Origin of the sequence: Microvirga aerophila (assembly GCF_003332305.1) — a bacterium.
GTDB lineage: Bacteria > Pseudomonadota > Alphaproteobacteria > Rhizobiales > Beijerinckiaceae > Microvirga > Microvirga aerophila.
Map to the genome: position 1 here is coordinate 46,621 of NZ_QOIO01000017.1, position 13,308 is coordinate 59,928.

At 66.4% G+C, this 13,308-nt stretch carries 13 protein-coding genes and 1 riboswitch; of the genes, 9 read left to right on the top strand and 4 right to left on the bottom strand.

Annotation, left to right across the window (positions count from 1 at the left end; all coding sequences use genetic code 11):
• Positions 1–279: 279 nt before the first annotated feature.
• The gene (locus DRB19_RS11390; protein WP_162815658.1) at positions 280–804 is read right to left on the bottom strand and encodes a PTS sugar transporter subunit IIA; all 525 of its coding nucleotides are present in this window, start codon (positions 802–804) and stop codon (positions 280–282) included.
• A gap of 520 nt (positions 805–1,324) precedes the next feature.
• Between DRB19_RS11390 and DRB19_RS11395 the strand changes: the two genes are divergently transcribed.
• The 7 genes from DRB19_RS11395 (at position 1,325) to DRB19_RS11430 (ending at position 8,835) form a co-directional block, all read left to right on the top strand.
• Entirely contained in the window at positions 1,325–1,552 is a 228-nt protein-coding gene (locus DRB19_RS11395; RefSeq protein WP_114186156.1) for a hypothetical protein, read from the top strand.
• Positions 1,553–1,947: 395 nt separating this feature from the next.
• Positions 1,948–2,847, top strand: a complete 900-nt coding sequence (locus tag DRB19_RS11400; RefSeq protein WP_114186157.1) for a CBS domain-containing protein — start codon at positions 1,948–1,950, stop codon at positions 2,845–2,847.
• A 370-nt stretch (positions 2,848–3,217) separates the two neighbouring features.
• Positions 3,218–3,583, top strand: a complete 366-nt coding sequence (locus DRB19_RS11410) for an HPF/RaiA family ribosome-associated protein (RefSeq protein WP_114186159.1) — start codon at positions 3,218–3,220, stop codon at positions 3,581–3,583.
• Positions 3,584–3,810: 227 nt separating this feature from the next.
• The gene (locus DRB19_RS11415) at positions 3,811–4,512 is read left to right on the top strand and encodes a L,D-transpeptidase (RefSeq protein ID WP_245439434.1); all 702 of its coding nucleotides are present in this window, start codon (positions 3,811–3,813) and stop codon (positions 4,510–4,512) included.
• A gap of 50 nt (positions 4,513–4,562) precedes the next feature.
• Positions 4,563–4,651: riboswitch (glycine riboswitch) on the top strand.
• A gap of 473 nt (positions 4,652–5,124) precedes the next feature.
• Entirely contained in the window at positions 5,125–7,542 is a 2,418-nt protein-coding gene (locus DRB19_RS11420) for a penicillin-binding protein 1A (RefSeq protein ID WP_114186160.1), read from the top strand.
• A gap of 34 nt (positions 7,543–7,576) precedes the next feature.
• Complete coding sequence (locus DRB19_RS11425; RefSeq protein ID WP_114186161.1) at positions 7,577–8,221, top strand: trimeric intracellular cation channel family protein; 645 nt, start codon at positions 7,577–7,579, stop codon at positions 8,219–8,221.
• A 215-nt stretch (positions 8,222–8,436) separates the two neighbouring features.
• On the top strand, positions 8,437–8,835 hold the full coding sequence (locus DRB19_RS11430; RefSeq protein WP_245439435.1) for a DUF305 domain-containing protein: 399 nt from the start codon (positions 8,437–8,439) through the stop codon (positions 8,833–8,835).
• A gap of 70 nt (positions 8,836–8,905) precedes the next feature.
• Here DRB19_RS11430 and DRB19_RS11435 read toward each other — a convergent pair whose 3' ends face one another.
• Positions 8,906–9,322, bottom strand: coding sequence for a DUF3830 family protein (locus DRB19_RS11435; protein ID WP_114186162.1), 417 nt, complete (start codon positions 9,320–9,322; stop codon positions 8,906–8,908).
• Positions 9,323–9,429: 107 nt separating this feature from the next.
• On the opposite strand from DRB19_RS11435, the gene DRB19_RS11440 reads away from it, so the two are divergent.
• Positions 9,430–10,311, top strand: a complete 882-nt coding sequence (locus DRB19_RS11440; RefSeq protein ID WP_162815659.1) for a YihY/virulence factor BrkB family protein — start codon at positions 9,430–9,432, stop codon at positions 10,309–10,311.
• A 16-nt stretch (positions 10,312–10,327) separates the two neighbouring features.
• On the opposite strand, the gene DRB19_RS11445 is transcribed toward DRB19_RS11440, so the two are convergent.
• Complete coding sequence (locus DRB19_RS11445) at positions 10,328–10,585, bottom strand: hypothetical protein (protein ID WP_147021706.1); 258 nt, start codon at positions 10,583–10,585, stop codon at positions 10,328–10,330.
• Between the two features lie 127 nt (positions 10,586–10,712).
• Between DRB19_RS11445 and DRB19_RS11450 the strand changes: the two genes are divergently transcribed.
• The gene (locus DRB19_RS11450) at positions 10,713–11,747 is read left to right on the top strand and encodes a YihY/virulence factor BrkB family protein (protein WP_114186165.1); all 1,035 of its coding nucleotides are present in this window, start codon (positions 10,713–10,715) and stop codon (positions 11,745–11,747) included.
• A 57-nt stretch (positions 11,748–11,804) separates the two neighbouring features.
• Here the strand turns inward: DRB19_RS11450 and cls are convergent, their stop codons facing one another.
• Positions 11,805–13,286: a cardiolipin synthase gene (cls, locus tag DRB19_RS11455; RefSeq protein ID WP_114186166.1), complete on the bottom strand. Its 1,482-nt coding sequence runs from the start codon at positions 13,284–13,286 to the stop codon at positions 11,805–11,807.
• Between the last annotated feature and the right edge of the window lie 22 nt (positions 13,287–13,308).

Genomic DNA, 13,308 nt, shown 5'->3' on the forward strand with positions numbered 1-13,308 from the left:
TCGTCCGTCCGCAGGCTGCGCTCTTGGCCTCCGGCTTGAACGGGTTTTCGCTCCGTCATGCGGAACATGCGCTTGAAAAAGTATTGAAGCATACCGCGGCACCGGATGCGCCAGCACCCGGCCTCACAAGATGTCCGAAGGTTTAAGGATCTTGCGCTCCCCGAACTCGGGGTGCGGACGCACGTCGAGCTCGGGGCTACTTGCCCGCGATGAGGTTGCCTGCCCGGTGCAGGCCGCGATGGAATTGTGCGAAGCTCAACATAATGTCCTTAAGCTGGCTCACATCGACCCGATTGTCAAACCGCACGAGTGCGGTGTGGCGGAATGTCCGGTTTCAGGTTTCTCACCGAGCTCACGCCACGTGTCGCTCGTCAGCATGATGTGGATGGCCTCCGCATCCTTCGCAGACCTGAGACGCGCTGCGACTTCGTGGTCGCGCAAGCACCGCGCCACGCAAGCCATGGCCCGCAGATGTGTCGGATCATCGCCACCAGGACTCAGTAGTAGGAACACGAGATCGGCAGGGATGTTGTCCGCCGCGCCGAAGTCCTGCGCGGGCCTGAGGCGCGCGAAGACGCCGGCGGCTTGCTCAAGGCCAAGGATTGCGGCGTGGGGAATGGCGACGCCGCGGCCGAGGCCAAAGCAGGACGTCTTGCCGCGTTCCAGAACCGCATCGCGGACAAGCTCATGGTCCAGCGCTGCGCTGTCCGCCGCGATGCGGGTGAGTTCGTTGACGACGCGCCAGACGTCGCGTGCGCTCAAGCGCGAAATCACATGCTCAGGCGTGACCAGGGATGCCATCATGGTGGGTGCCATCATCAATGCCGGCCCCGGCTGTGCGGGCCGCCTTATGCTTCCGGAGAACGGGGCATCGACAGTCGACCCGCGGCGGCGCTGCCGCGCCACCGGGGGCTCATGAGCCCGTTTGAAGAAGTCCTTTCCGGAACAGCATGCGCTGCATAAGAAGGCGTGTGTTCATGACATGATGGCAACGCCCGCCAGCGAGGTAAGTTCAGGCCCGCACCGGAGGCTATCCTTAAGGGTTCGCATACCGTGTATGGCATGCGAGCGTCCCGAGCATGGACTCCGCCCCGTCCAGGAGGCGCGATTGCCGACCCATGGCAACTGTCCGTCGGACGCGTCCCGGGCCGGCACCCCGACGTCAGCGCATCATGACGCTGAAGGCGCAGGGCCCGGATTAGAGCACCATCGCAACTCGCCTGGGCTTGAGTTCCTGCACCGCGGGCCGAATCGCGCGGGAGCACGCTCGGCAATTGGGCGACTAAGTCCCATCGAGGTCGGCTACCAAGTGAAGGAAAGCAATATGTCCAGTCATTCGCAACGTTTGTCGGGACTGGACAACCATGGTTTCACGGACGTGGAAGTCGAGGCGCTGGCGCGCGAACCGTTCGAGCGGGCCTCCCGCGACGACACCTTCGATGATCTCAGACGGCGCACCGCGTTCAATCGGCAGGATGCGGGCAGGCTCCGGCATTGGATCAGGGCCGCGCATGCCCTGTTGAAGGAGGGGCGAACGGTTCGTCCTCGATGATCGCCCCGACGGTTGTCCGCGTGGCGTACCATCCCGTGACCTTGCCGGACATGCCTTCGTCGCAGGCGCGCCGTCCGTGCGTCGCAGATGCGCGGATGTCGTCCCATAAACATCGCGAAGCATTCGCCGAAGCTTGATTTCAAGGATCCAGTGCTTACCTCAAGGGTGTCATGATTATGCTGCTTCACTTCCAAAACTCCCGCGCGGGTCGCCTCCAACCAGGCCACTGAACCCCGAAGGCCGGCCTGCCCCATCGCGGCAGCCCGCCATTCGGGGCCATGACGTTTCCTGAACAATCATCGGACACACGGTGCCCCTTCAGGGGCCGGCGCGGCATGCGCCCTGTCAGGACCGTCCTTCAGATTCTGCATGCTGCGCCGCGCGGAGGAGAAGTCATGACCGCAAGCTATCGCCGCTCGACCGAGCCGCTGTCGCCGCACCTGCTGCCATCGTTGGCCCTTGGTCAATCTCCCGTTCCGGATGGCGACGGACGCATCACGCCGTTGCCGTGGCGCCTGAGGCGGGAGGCCCTTGGCCGCTCGACACCCGGCAAGTCCCACGGACAGGGCCGCAGGTCTCAGCATCCGCCCGCAGGCGAGGCACCGCCGCTGCTCACCGTCGCGGATGTGATGACGCGCGACGTGGTCTCCGTCTCGACGGCCACTCCGGTGAGCGAGATCGCCGGCGCGCTGTCCGGCAAGAGGATCAGCGCCGTGCCGGTGGTCGGGGTGGATGGAAGTCTCCTCGGCATCGTCAGCGAGTCCGACCTGATCCGCCGGGCCGAGATCGGAACCCAGCGCAGGCGGTCCTTGTGGCGCAGGGTATTTGCCGATGCAAGTGCGGAGGCGTCCGACTACGTCCGGGCTCACGGCAGGAAGGCGCGGCACGTCATGACATTGGAGGTCGTCACGGTCACTGAGGACATGACGCTCGCGGAAGTCGCTGACTTGATGGAGAGGCGACGTCTCAAGCGGCTTCCCGTCGTTCGCGGCAATCGTCTTGTCGGCATCGTCAGCCGCAGCGACCTCGTCAGGGCCGTGGCACGCCATCGCGTCCCCTCGTTCGCGAACCCTGCCACGGACGACACCATCCTGCGGGACCTGTCGGCACGCGTGGAGGCGCTGTCCCCATCGCCCCGGCTCATCAACGTCTCGGTGCATCGGGGCAACGCTGACATTGCCGGACTCGTAGAATCGGCGGCTGAGCGGGAGGCGATCCTCGTCGCGGCCGAGAACACGCCCGGGATCCGCTCGATCCAGGACCGGATGATCCTGCGACCTCGCTCCGTTTCCTGATCCGGAGGACGATCCGATGACGCGCTTTCGCGCAACCTTGATGGCGGCCATCCTGTTCGGTGGCGTGTGCCTGATGCTCGGGACTCTCGGAGCGATGATGATCGAGTCAGGGAGGATTCTCTCGATCTACGGCGTCGCTGTTATCGGCTTCGCCGCATGGGTTTGCCGGGAAACGTACCAAGGGAGCCGAGCAGGACAAGGCGAGCCGAGCCCCAGGCGATCATTGCCATGAGGAGCATGGCCCCTTCCGCCTTCACTTCTCACCCGTGATCGACGATCCGGTGAGCGCCGCGGGCCTCGTGGAGCCTTGAGCCTCTGACCGCCCCTGTCCTCCCTCTGATCCAGGACACGTTTGACCAAGGAGAAGCCAATGACACTCACCAGGAAGCCTCCCATAGCCGTGCAGAGTTCAACCGTGGAATTGGGCACCGCGCTCCCCGAGTACGCCCGGACCCGCGTCCAGCAGGTGGCGGGCAAGTATTTCGGCGACCTGAGCGGAGCGGCGGTTTACTTCAGCCGCGAAGGGGCCTCGTACCGCTGCACCGTCAACATGCAGATGGGATCCCTCAGGATCGTGACGGGCGAGGCGGTCGGGCCGGACTGCCACCGAGCCTTCGACGGGGCGCTCGGGAAGGCCGCCAAGCAACTCCGGCGCCTGAAGCGTGCCTTGCGGGATGACAAGCCGTTCAAGCTGGACAAGGACGCACTGCTGCGCGAGGGACTGCGCGGAACCTGATGACCATGGGGCCGGCCTGAGAGAACTTCCGCTGACCCGCAACGCAAGGACTCGGTCTCCGCCCCCGGCGGCTGTCCCTCCGGTTCGTCCCAGGGGCGGCATCCCGACGTTGATGCGAACGGGCAACACCGAACGACCCTCGCCTCCCCTATCCGGTCGTGTCACACCCTGGCCATAAAGGTGCCGCGAGTGGGGCACGGTCCCATCGACCCGAAAGGAGAACAAGATTGTCGTTATCCCTCACCCGGCGGGCGCTGCTCGCCGGACTGCCTCTCTCGCTCACCGCCTGCGTCTCGGCCGGGCGCACCGCCAATCCTTCCAAACCCGCCGTCGATCCTACCATCGCCGCCATGTACGCCTCCCTGACCGATGAGCCGCACCTGGTGCCGGCCGTCGACGTCAGCCGGGTTCCTCCGCAATACGTCCGGCGGGTCGTCGCCTTCCAGGGTCCCGAGCATCCCGGGAGCCTCGTCGTGGATCCCTCGCGGCGGTTCCTCTACCTCGTCCAGGAGGACGGGACGGCGCTGCGCTACGGCTGCGGCGTCGGCAAGGCCGGCTTCGACTACCAGGGGAGCGCGGTCATCGGGCGCAAGGCGCACTGGCCGCGCTGGACCCCCACGCCCAACATGATCAAGCTCGAGCCGGAGCGCTACGGCCCATACGCTGGCGGCGTGGAGGGCGGCCTCAAAAGTCCGCTCGGCGCGCGGGCGCTGTACCTCTACCGCGACGGCCGTGACACCCTCTACCGCATCCACGGCACGCACGAACCCGACACCATCGGCCACTCGGTCTCCAGCGGGTGCATCCGCCTGTTCAACCAGGACATCGTCGACCTGCACCGCCGGGTGCCCGTGGGCACCAGCGTCACGGTGCTGGAGGCCGATGCAGAGGACCGGACCGTGCCGGACGGATCCCCTGTAGGGGTATGAACGCACACCTGAACAACACAATTCTGCCACAAATTACGGTAGATTGACCTCAGCAATGAGCGGGAGAGAGCCAGCGTGCTGGCCGCCGAAGGAGCAACTGCCCCGGAAACTCTCAGGCACCCAGAACCGCTTCGTTGCCCAACACTCTGAAAAGTGGAGCATCCCGCTCCCGCCCATGGTGAAAGTCGCGGCTGCCCTGCGCATCCCGACGAAACTCTCAGGCCAATGACAGAGGGGGCTCCTTCCGCGGCATCGCCCGCGGACCATGACGGAGCCTGACGAATGCCCTTCCCCCAGATGCCCGCAAGCCATGATGCGTCCCGTTCGCCACGCCGGCCGACGAGGAATCCGTCGCTCCGGATCCGGCCGCGCCCGGGTCGCTGACGCGCCGCGACCCATCCCCGAACATCACTCGACCGTTTCCGCGACAGGACTCGCGTCGCTGACGCACGCCCTGGCGCATCCCGTGATGCGTGAACGATCACGGCTACCCGTCCCCACGGGCGGTCGCAGGCGGTGGTGCTGACGGGGGTTCACCATAGGTCTTCCTTCGTCATCGAGCGGGTGCCTTTGCGCGAACGCAAGGACTCGCCCAAACCACGTGTGCCCGCGATGCGCTTCGTTCTCCGTTTCTCCGGCTTTGCCATGGCCCTGGCCTCGCTCGTCCTCGTCAGCGGCTCGCTGGCGGTCGGAATCCTGCTCTGGCATCTCTCCGCCGACCTGCCCGACCACGCCGAACTCGCGCGCTACGAGCCTGCGGTGACGACGCGCCTGCATGCCGCCGACGGCAGGATCATCGCCGAATACGCGCGCCAGAACCGTCTGTACCTTCCCCTGGCGGCCGTGCCACAGCGGATCGTCGCCGCCTTCCTGTCGGCGGAGGACCGACACTTCTACGGGCACAACGGCATCGACCCCAGGGGCATCGGCCGTGCCTTGCTGGCCAACCTCGCCAGCGACGCGGGCCGACCGCAGGGCGCCTCGACCATCACGCAGCAGGTCGCCAAGAACCTGCTGCTGTCGCGCGAGCAGACCTACAGCCGCAAGATCAAGGAGATCCTCCTCGCCTTCCGGATCGAGGAGACCTTCAGCAAGAACCGCATCCTCGAGCTGTACCTCAACGAGATCTACTTCGGCATGGGCCACTACGGCGTCGCCGCGGCCGCGCTGGGCTACTTCGACAAGTCCGTGCACGAGCTGAGCCTCGCCGAAGCCGCCTATCTCGCGGCCTTGCCGAAGGGGCCGAACAACTACCACCCCTTGCGCCAGCCTGAGGCGGCGATGGCCCGCCGCAACTGGGTGCTGGAGCGCATGGCCGCCAACGGCTACATCGCGCAGCACGAGGCCGACGTGGCGATGGAGGAGGCGCTCGTCATCAATCCGCGCTCGGTGTCCCCGCACGAGACCCAGGCCGGCTACTTCGCCGAGGAGGTCCGGCGCGAGCTCGCCAACCGCTACGGCGAGGCGGCGCTCTACGAGGGCGGCCTTTCCGTGCGCACGACGCTCGACGCGAAGATGCAGGCCTCGGCCCGCAAGAGCCTCGTCGACGGCCTGGTCCGCTTCGACGAAGCCCGGGGCTGGCGCGGAACCGAGACGCGGCTTGTCTCTGTCGAGGGCGATTGGGGCTTTCAACTCGCCGAACTGCCGGCGCTTGAGGACATCCGCCCGTGGCAGCAGGCCGTCGTTCTCTCGGTCGACGCCAAGAGCGCGCGGATCGGCCTGCGGCCGGAAAGAGACGTTGCAGGGGCCGTCGAGGCCGCCCGCCGCACGGGACGGATCACGGGCAATGGCATCCGCTGGACGGGCAAGGGCCGCGTGGGCGATGTCCTGCGGGTCGGTGACGTCATCCATGTCGAGCCGACCGGGAAGGGGGCGAACGAGTATCGGCTGCGGCAGCTTCCCGAGGTCTCCGGAGCGTTGGTCGCGCTCGAGCCGGACACCGGGCGCATTCGCGCCATGGTGGGCGGCTTCTCGTTCAGCCAGAACGAGTTCAACCGCGTCACCCAAGCCTGGCGCCAGCCCGGCTCCACGTTCAAGGCCATCGTCTACGCGGCGGCCCTGGACAGCGGCTACACTCCGTCCAGCCTCGTTCTCGATGCGCCCCTGTCCATCAACCAGGGCGTGGGGCAGGCACCCTGGTCCCCGGGCAACTACAACGGCCGTTATGACGGTCCATCCACGCTCCGCATGGGGCTGGAGCGCTCCAAGAACGTGATGACGGTCCGGTTGGCTCGCGACGTCGGCATGCCGCTCGTCGCCGACTATGCCCGCCGCCTCGGCGTCCAGGACGACCTGCCGCCCCTGCTCGCGATGGCGCTGGGGTCCGGCGAGACGACGGTGCTGCGGATGACGACCGCCTACGCGATGTTCGTCAACGGCGGCCGCTACATCCGTCCCACCCTGATCGAGCACATCCAGGATCGGCATGGGGAGACCATCTTCCGGCATGATCGGCGGTCATGCTCCGGCTGCTCCGCCTCCTCCTGGCGCAACCAAAACGTTCCCAGGCTTGCTGATAAGGTGGAGCAGGTCATCGATCCGCTGACCGCCTACCAGGTGACCTCCCTTCTGGAGGGCGTCGTCGAGCGCACGCTGCCGCGGGTGTTCTCCGGCTTCGATCGGCCGCTCGCCGGCAAGACCGGAACAACGAACGACGCCAAGGACCTATGGTTCGTCGGCTCGACGCCGGAACTCGCCGTCGGCGTGTTCCTCGGCTACGACCGTCCCCGCTCGCTCGGCACGTCGGCCTACGGCTCCGGGCACGCCGCGCCCATCGTCCGCGCCTTCCTGGAGCGCGCGCTGGCAGGCAAGCCACGTACTGCCTTCCGCGTTCCGGCCGGCATCAAGCTGATCCCGGTCAACCCCTACACGGGCGGGCGCAGCGGTCCCGGGTCTGGCGCGATCCTGGAGGCGTTCAAGCCGGGCACCGAGCCGCCGATCGCGGAGCCTCCCGCGATCGCTGACGCGATGCCGGCCGACGTCCCGTCCCGGGAGGCTTATTCCCCTCCCAGGTCCACCTACTTCCAATGACGATGACCTGCCCTTCCTGACGGGAACGTGAGAGATGTTCGACACTTTTGCCGCCCTGCTCGACTGGTTCGGGATCGTGGTCTTCGCCACCACCGGGGCGCTCGTCGCCTCACGCAAGCAGATGGACCTGGTCGGCTTCGTGCTGCTCGGCACCGCGACCGGGATCGGCGGCGGGACGATCCGCGACACCCTCATCAACGCGCTGCCGGTCTTCTGGGTGCGGGAGCCGGCCTACCTGGTCACATGCGTGCTGGTCTCCTGCGCGACGTTCTTCCTCGCCCATATTCCGCAGTCGCGCCTCAAGGTCCTCTTGTGGTGCGATGCCGTCGGCATGGCCCTGTTCGCGGTGACCGGGGCAGAGAAGGCGCTGCTGGCCGATGCGGGGCCCATCGTGGCCGTCGCGATGGGCGTGGTCACCGCCACCTTCGGCGGCATCGTCAGGGATATCCTCGGCGGCGAAAGCCCGGTCATCCTCAGCCGCGAGATCTATGTGTCGGCGGCGCTGGGCGGGGCGGCGATCTTCGTTGCCCTGGCCATGGCGGGCGTTCCGCGCGAGTGCGCGCTGGCCGGCGGTTTCCTGGTTGGGCTTGCCATCAGGGCGGCGGCGCTGCGGTGGGACTGGTCCCTGCCACGCTATCGGTCGCGGCCCGGGCGCACGCGGGAAGAGATCGATCCTTGACCGCCGGGGTTGTGCAGGCGCTTCCGCAGGCATCGTTCCAGGCACTCCAAGGCCGCGCCCCAGATGCCAGTGACCATGCCTGTCGTCATGTGCGGAGCGGCCAGGAACCTGCCTTGTCCGAGAGCGGTTGTCACGTGCAGGACTGTACAACCGCCCGCCGGAAATTGCCGCAGGGCCTCGGTCGGTCCCACGGCCCATGCCGGCGGGAGGATACGATGATGATGGATCGGGTTCTCCCCGTTGTGATCGTGCTCGCCGCGACGGCGGCCTGGATCCCTTGGGCCCGGCAGGAGCGGATGCGAGAGCCCACGGGCGGTGGCCAGATGCCCGTTCCGTCAGCCGACCTCCCGGGAGAGTGCCTGGCCGGGGCGCAGGCCGACGGCCGGAAGCCGATGATGGTGGGCACCATGGTGAAGGATCCCGACGTGGCGTTCATCTGCGGGATGATCCCGCACCATCAGGCCGCCCTCGACATGGCCCAGGTCGTGCTGAAGTCCGGGGATGACCCGGAGGCCAGGACGTTCGCGGAGCGAGTGATCCGGGATCGGGGCCGCGAGAGCGCCGAGATGAAGGACTGGCTCAAGAAGCACGCCGAGACGGCGGGCCGACGGTAAAGCGGCAACGGGTTCGCTCCGGCCGGGCTGCACAGGGCCTTGCTGCCTGCTCAAGCATATTCGGCAGGGTTCATTCGAGACGCTCGAACAGGATGTCCTGGGCGCCCTCCCAGAGGACCTTGGTGCCGAGCGCAAGGAGATTCTCCTGCCCCTTGCTGATCGTCAGGAAATGATTGCCTGCAAGCTGGCCCATCCTGCTCGCGAACCGGACCCCGCCGTAAGCCAGAAGCAGTTCGGTCTCGCTGAAGCCGCCGGGATACAGGAGGAACTGGCCGGGTGCCGGATAGCTTGTCGCGTTCTCGAAGCCGAGGCCGAAGTCGGTGCTGCCGAGAGGGATCCAGCAGCCCTCCCCGCTCCAGCGCACGTGAATGATCCGCTGCTCGTAGGGAAGCAGGCTCAGGAACCGTTCGCAGGTCTTCGGTGCGGCCTCCTGCTCAAGTCTCGCTTCGAAATCGAAGGGTCCGGCCTTGATGTGCAGGAGGGTCATCGGTGTTTCTCCGTCACGAAACCGCTGGCGCCCAGTCAAGCGCGTGGCTCTTCCACTGTTCCAACGGCATCCTCTAACCAGCATGGTCGATTCGCGGACCGAGCGCGTTGGCCCACAGCCGACAACCAGATGAGGCACTCATTCGCGCCCTGTTCCGCATACTCAAGCGCACCGGCTATCGCGCCTACGATGACGACGTCACGACGATCGCCTCGGGCGTGGCGTTCTTCGTTGTTCTCGCGGTCTTCCCGGGGATCGCCGCCATCGTCGGGCTCTATAGCCTGTTTGCCGGACCAAGGCTGGGGGATGTCCTTCAGGGGGCCCTGCCGAGCGTGCTTCCGGATTACGCGGTGCAGGTCATCTCCCGCCAGATCAGTTACATGGTGACCACTGGCGCCGCGGACGCCGAGCAGCTCGGCGTCGCTTCGGTTTTCGGGGCGGCCACGCTCCTGTTGGGCATCAACCGGGGCACTGCGGCGCTGTTCCGCGGCTTGAATTTTGTTTACGGCCGCAAGGACACGCGCGGCCTCCTGAAATTCCTCGCCACGTCGTTCGCCTTCACCATCGGAGGCATCGCCTTCCTGTTCTTCGCCGTTGCGGCGGTGGTGCTGTTTCCTGGCCTTCTGCGGATGGTGGGACTTGAGGCGACGACGGTGCATGTCGTCGATCTGCTCCGCTGGCCTGCCATCCTCGTGGTGGTCGCGGCAGCGCTGGCAGTCGTCTATCGCTTCGGGCCGGACCGGGACACCATGGACTGGCGCTGGATCGCGTTCGGAAGCGCCGCCGCGTCCATCCTCTGGGTCTGTGCCTCGCTGCTGTTCTCGTGGGCCATGTCGTGGCTTGGCACCCTGGATGAGCTTTATGGAGCGGTCGGCGCCATGATCGGGTTCATGCTGTGGATCTGGTTGTCCGTCACGGTCGTGCTGATCGGGGCCGAGCTCGACGCGAGCGGCATGGAAATGGAGAAGGACCGCGGCTTCACCCGCTGACAAGCACCGCCGTTCCTCAGGAAACTGTCCGACTGACGACCCGCGCGACGACAAAAAGGATCGAGACGCCAAACGTCACCAGTGCGATGCCGCGCCAGCGATGGCTGCGCCGCTCCCAAACCGGTGGCATGTTCCACTCGTCAGGGCGCGCACTATCCAGGAGGATCCTGAACTTCCGGTGCGCGTCCCAGGCGATCCCGAGCGCGACGAGCGAGGCCCACGCCAGGACGGTCGCGGCAGTCCACAGCAGTTCTTCGCCAATCCAACCCGCCACGCCTTTTCTCGCATGCAAAAGGAGCCAGGAGCCCGGTATCAGGGTTAACGCGGAAAGGCCACGAGCGTCGCGTTGGCCAGGCAAGGGCCTGCCGAACTCATAGTCCGCTGGACCGCAAGGATGCCGCATGATTGAGCATGGCGAAGACTGGCGCTCCAAACTCGAAGAGGAGGCCGATCCCGGCGTGCTCCCGGACGACCTCGCCCATGCCCGCGAGCCTGGACGTGGACGCGAGGCGAACACCCCCGGGGAAATCTCGGCCCGCGGCTGGAAGGACATCCTCTGGCGCGTGCTCTGGCAGATCCCGGATGACCGCATCCTGTCCACCTCGGGCGGGGTCGCATTCTTCGCCCTGCTGGCCGTCTTTCCGGCGATTGCCACGATCGTGTCGCTCTATGGCCTCTTTGCCGATGCCGGTATAATTCGGGGACACCTGTCCCTTCTGGCCGGCATTCTTCCCAGCGGCGTGCTGGAGTTGATCGGCGGGCAGATCTCGCTGATCGTCACCCAGAGCAACGACACGCTTGGCGTGGCCTTCATCATCGGCTTTCTGGTGGCGCTGTGGAGCGCGAACTCGGGGGTGGCCGCCCTCTTCGATGCCCTCAACGTCGTTTATGGCGAGAAGGAGAAGCGCAGCCTGCTGCGCTTCTACGCCACGACGTTCCTGATCACGCTGGGCATGATCGGTTTCGTCATACTGGCCATCAGTGCAGTGGTGGTCGCACCCGTTGTGCTCACGTTCATGGGCTTCGCCACCCCGGCCGAACGGCTCCTTGCCGTCCTGCGCTGGCCGATCCTTCTCGCGGTCGTGGCCGTGTGGCTGGCCGTCATCTACCGCTACGGCCCGAGCCGCCGCGATCCGAAGTGGCGCTGGGTGACCTGGGGCAGCGTCATCGCGGCCGTGCTCTGGCTTGCGGCCTCGATGCTGTTCTCCTGGTATGTCGCCAACTTCGACAGCTACAACAGGACCTATGGATCGCTCGGGGCCGGGGTCGGCTTCATGGTGTGGATCTGGCTGTCGGTGGTGATCGTTCTGCTCGGGGCCGAGCTCAATGCCGAGACGGAGCACCAGACGGCCCGGGACAGCACTGAAGGGACGCCGAAGCCGCTGGGCGCTCGCGGCGCCAACATGGCGGATCATGTCGGTGCATCGCACGCCTGACGCAGGCGGGACACCGCAGCCACAGTTGCCCCAAGCCTTTGGCGCCGGCCTTCAGCCCTACAGCAGGGGCGAGAGCAGCCGCGCCGTGGAGTCGCGCAACCGCTTGAGGAGCGGGCTGCGCCGATACCCGGCAGCATCGAACGGGTAGCAGTTGGTGAGATCGCGCTCGAACGCCGCCTCCAGCTCCTGCGCGAGCCGCGCGTCGTAGATCACGCCATTGAGCTCGTAGTTGATGCTGAAGCTGCGGATGTCGAGGTTGGCCGAGCCGATCGAGCAGACCTCGCCGTCGATGCTGAGCGTCTTGGCATGCAGGTAGCCTTTTCCGTACATGTGGACCTGCGCTCCGGCCGCTGCGACTTCGGCCAGGTAGGTGTTGGCGGCCCAGTACGGCGTCTGGTTCAGCCCCTCGCCACGGTCGCTCACCATCACGTCGACCGCGACGCCGGCCAAGGCCGCCGCCCCAAGCGCCTCCGCGATGGTGGCATCGAGGATGAAGAAGGGCGTCTGAAGGCGCACGTGATGCTGGGCCGACGTGATCATGGCGAAGTAAAGCTGACGGATCGCGCGCCACTCCGAGTCCGGGCCCGAGGTCAGGATCTGCACCGGCACGTGGCCATCAACGGCACCCGCATCCCCGGCCTCGACAGCAGGCGCTTCATTCCCGAGCGACGGAAACCGTTCCGCCGCGAAGAGGTCCTCGCCCGTCGCGTTGTACCAGTCGACGAGGAACACCACCTGCAACACCGCCGCCGCCTCCCCTTCGAGGCGCACCTGCGTGTCCCGCCAGTGGTCGAAGGTAGGTCCGCCATCGATGTGCTCCTGGGCGATGTTCATCCCGCCCGTGTAGCCAACCCGCCCGTCGATCACTGCGATCTTGCGGTGGTTGCGGTAGGAGACCGTGTGCAGCCAGTAAAGTGCCGACACCGGGGCTGATTTCACGCCGCCCTGGCCGAGTTCGCGTTTGTAGCGGCGGGTGAGGCGGAACAACGATCCGAACGGGTCATAAAGCAAGCGCACCTCGACGCCATGGGCGGCCCGCTCGGTCAGGATCGCCTTGAGCTCGCGGGTGAAGGCGTCGTCGGCCCAGGTGTAGAACTGGAGGTAGATCGTGCGCTGCGCCTGCCTCAGATCCTCCATCAGGCTGGGGTAGAACGTGGATGCGTTTTGCTGGATCGCGACCCGGTTGCGCGTGGTCAGGGCGGAATGGGAGTTGCGCCGCACCAGCGACATCAGCCGCCTGCGAACCGGGCTTTGCTCCTCAAGGCTGCCGATCTCGGCATCCTGGCGTGCTAGGAGTTGCTCGATCAGAGGGGCGGCCGTCCCCTCCAGGTTCTGGCGCGCGAGCTTTCTCTGCCGGCTGAAGGCCTTGCGGTCGCGTCCGAACAGGACATAGATGGCAAGGCCGATGACGGGCAGGAGCAGGAACAGCAGCATCCAAGCGAGCGTCGCTTGGGGACGGCGGTTCTCCAGAAGGATGTAGACGCCGGTGAGCAGCGCATAGGCTGCGAAGAACCAGCCGAGGGCCACGGTCCAGGTCATCCTGTCCTTCTTCTCCCATCAG

Bases quoted from the DNA above. Each gene is read 5' to 3' on its own strand.
- cls (WP_114186166.1), bottom strand. From the start codon at position 13,286: ATGACCTGGACCGTGGCCCTCGGCTGGTTCTTCGCAGCCTATGCGCTG.
- DRB19_RS11410 (WP_114186159.1), top strand. From the start codon at position 3,218: ATGACACTCACCAGGAAGCCTCCCATAGCCGTGCAGAGTTCAACCGTG.
- DRB19_RS11400 (WP_114186157.1), top strand. From the start codon at position 1,948: ATGACCGCAAGCTATCGCCGCTCGACCGAGCCGCTGTCGCCGCACCTG.
- DRB19_RS11390 (WP_162815658.1), bottom strand. From the start codon at position 804: ATGATGGCATCCCTGGTCACGCCTGAGCATGTGATTTCGCGCTTGAGC.
- DRB19_RS11395 (WP_114186156.1), top strand. From the start codon at position 1,325: ATGTCCAGTCATTCGCAACGTTTGTCGGGACTGGACAACCATGGTTTC.
- DRB19_RS11430 (WP_245439435.1), top strand. From the start codon at position 8,437: ATGATGATGGATCGGGTTCTCCCCGTTGTGATCGTGCTCGCCGCGACG.
- DRB19_RS11420 (WP_114186160.1), top strand. From the start codon at position 5,125: ATGCGCTTCGTTCTCCGTTTCTCCGGCTTTGCCATGGCCCTGGCCTCG.
- DRB19_RS11425 (WP_114186161.1), top strand. From the start codon at position 7,577: ATGTTCGACACTTTTGCCGCCCTGCTCGACTGGTTCGGGATCGTGGTC.
- DRB19_RS11435 (WP_114186162.1), bottom strand. From the start codon at position 9,322: ATGACCCTCCTGCACATCAAGGCCGGACCCTTCGATTTCGAAGCGAGA.
- DRB19_RS11450 (WP_114186165.1), top strand. From the start codon at position 10,713: ATGATTGAGCATGGCGAAGACTGGCGCTCCAAACTCGAAGAGGAGGCC.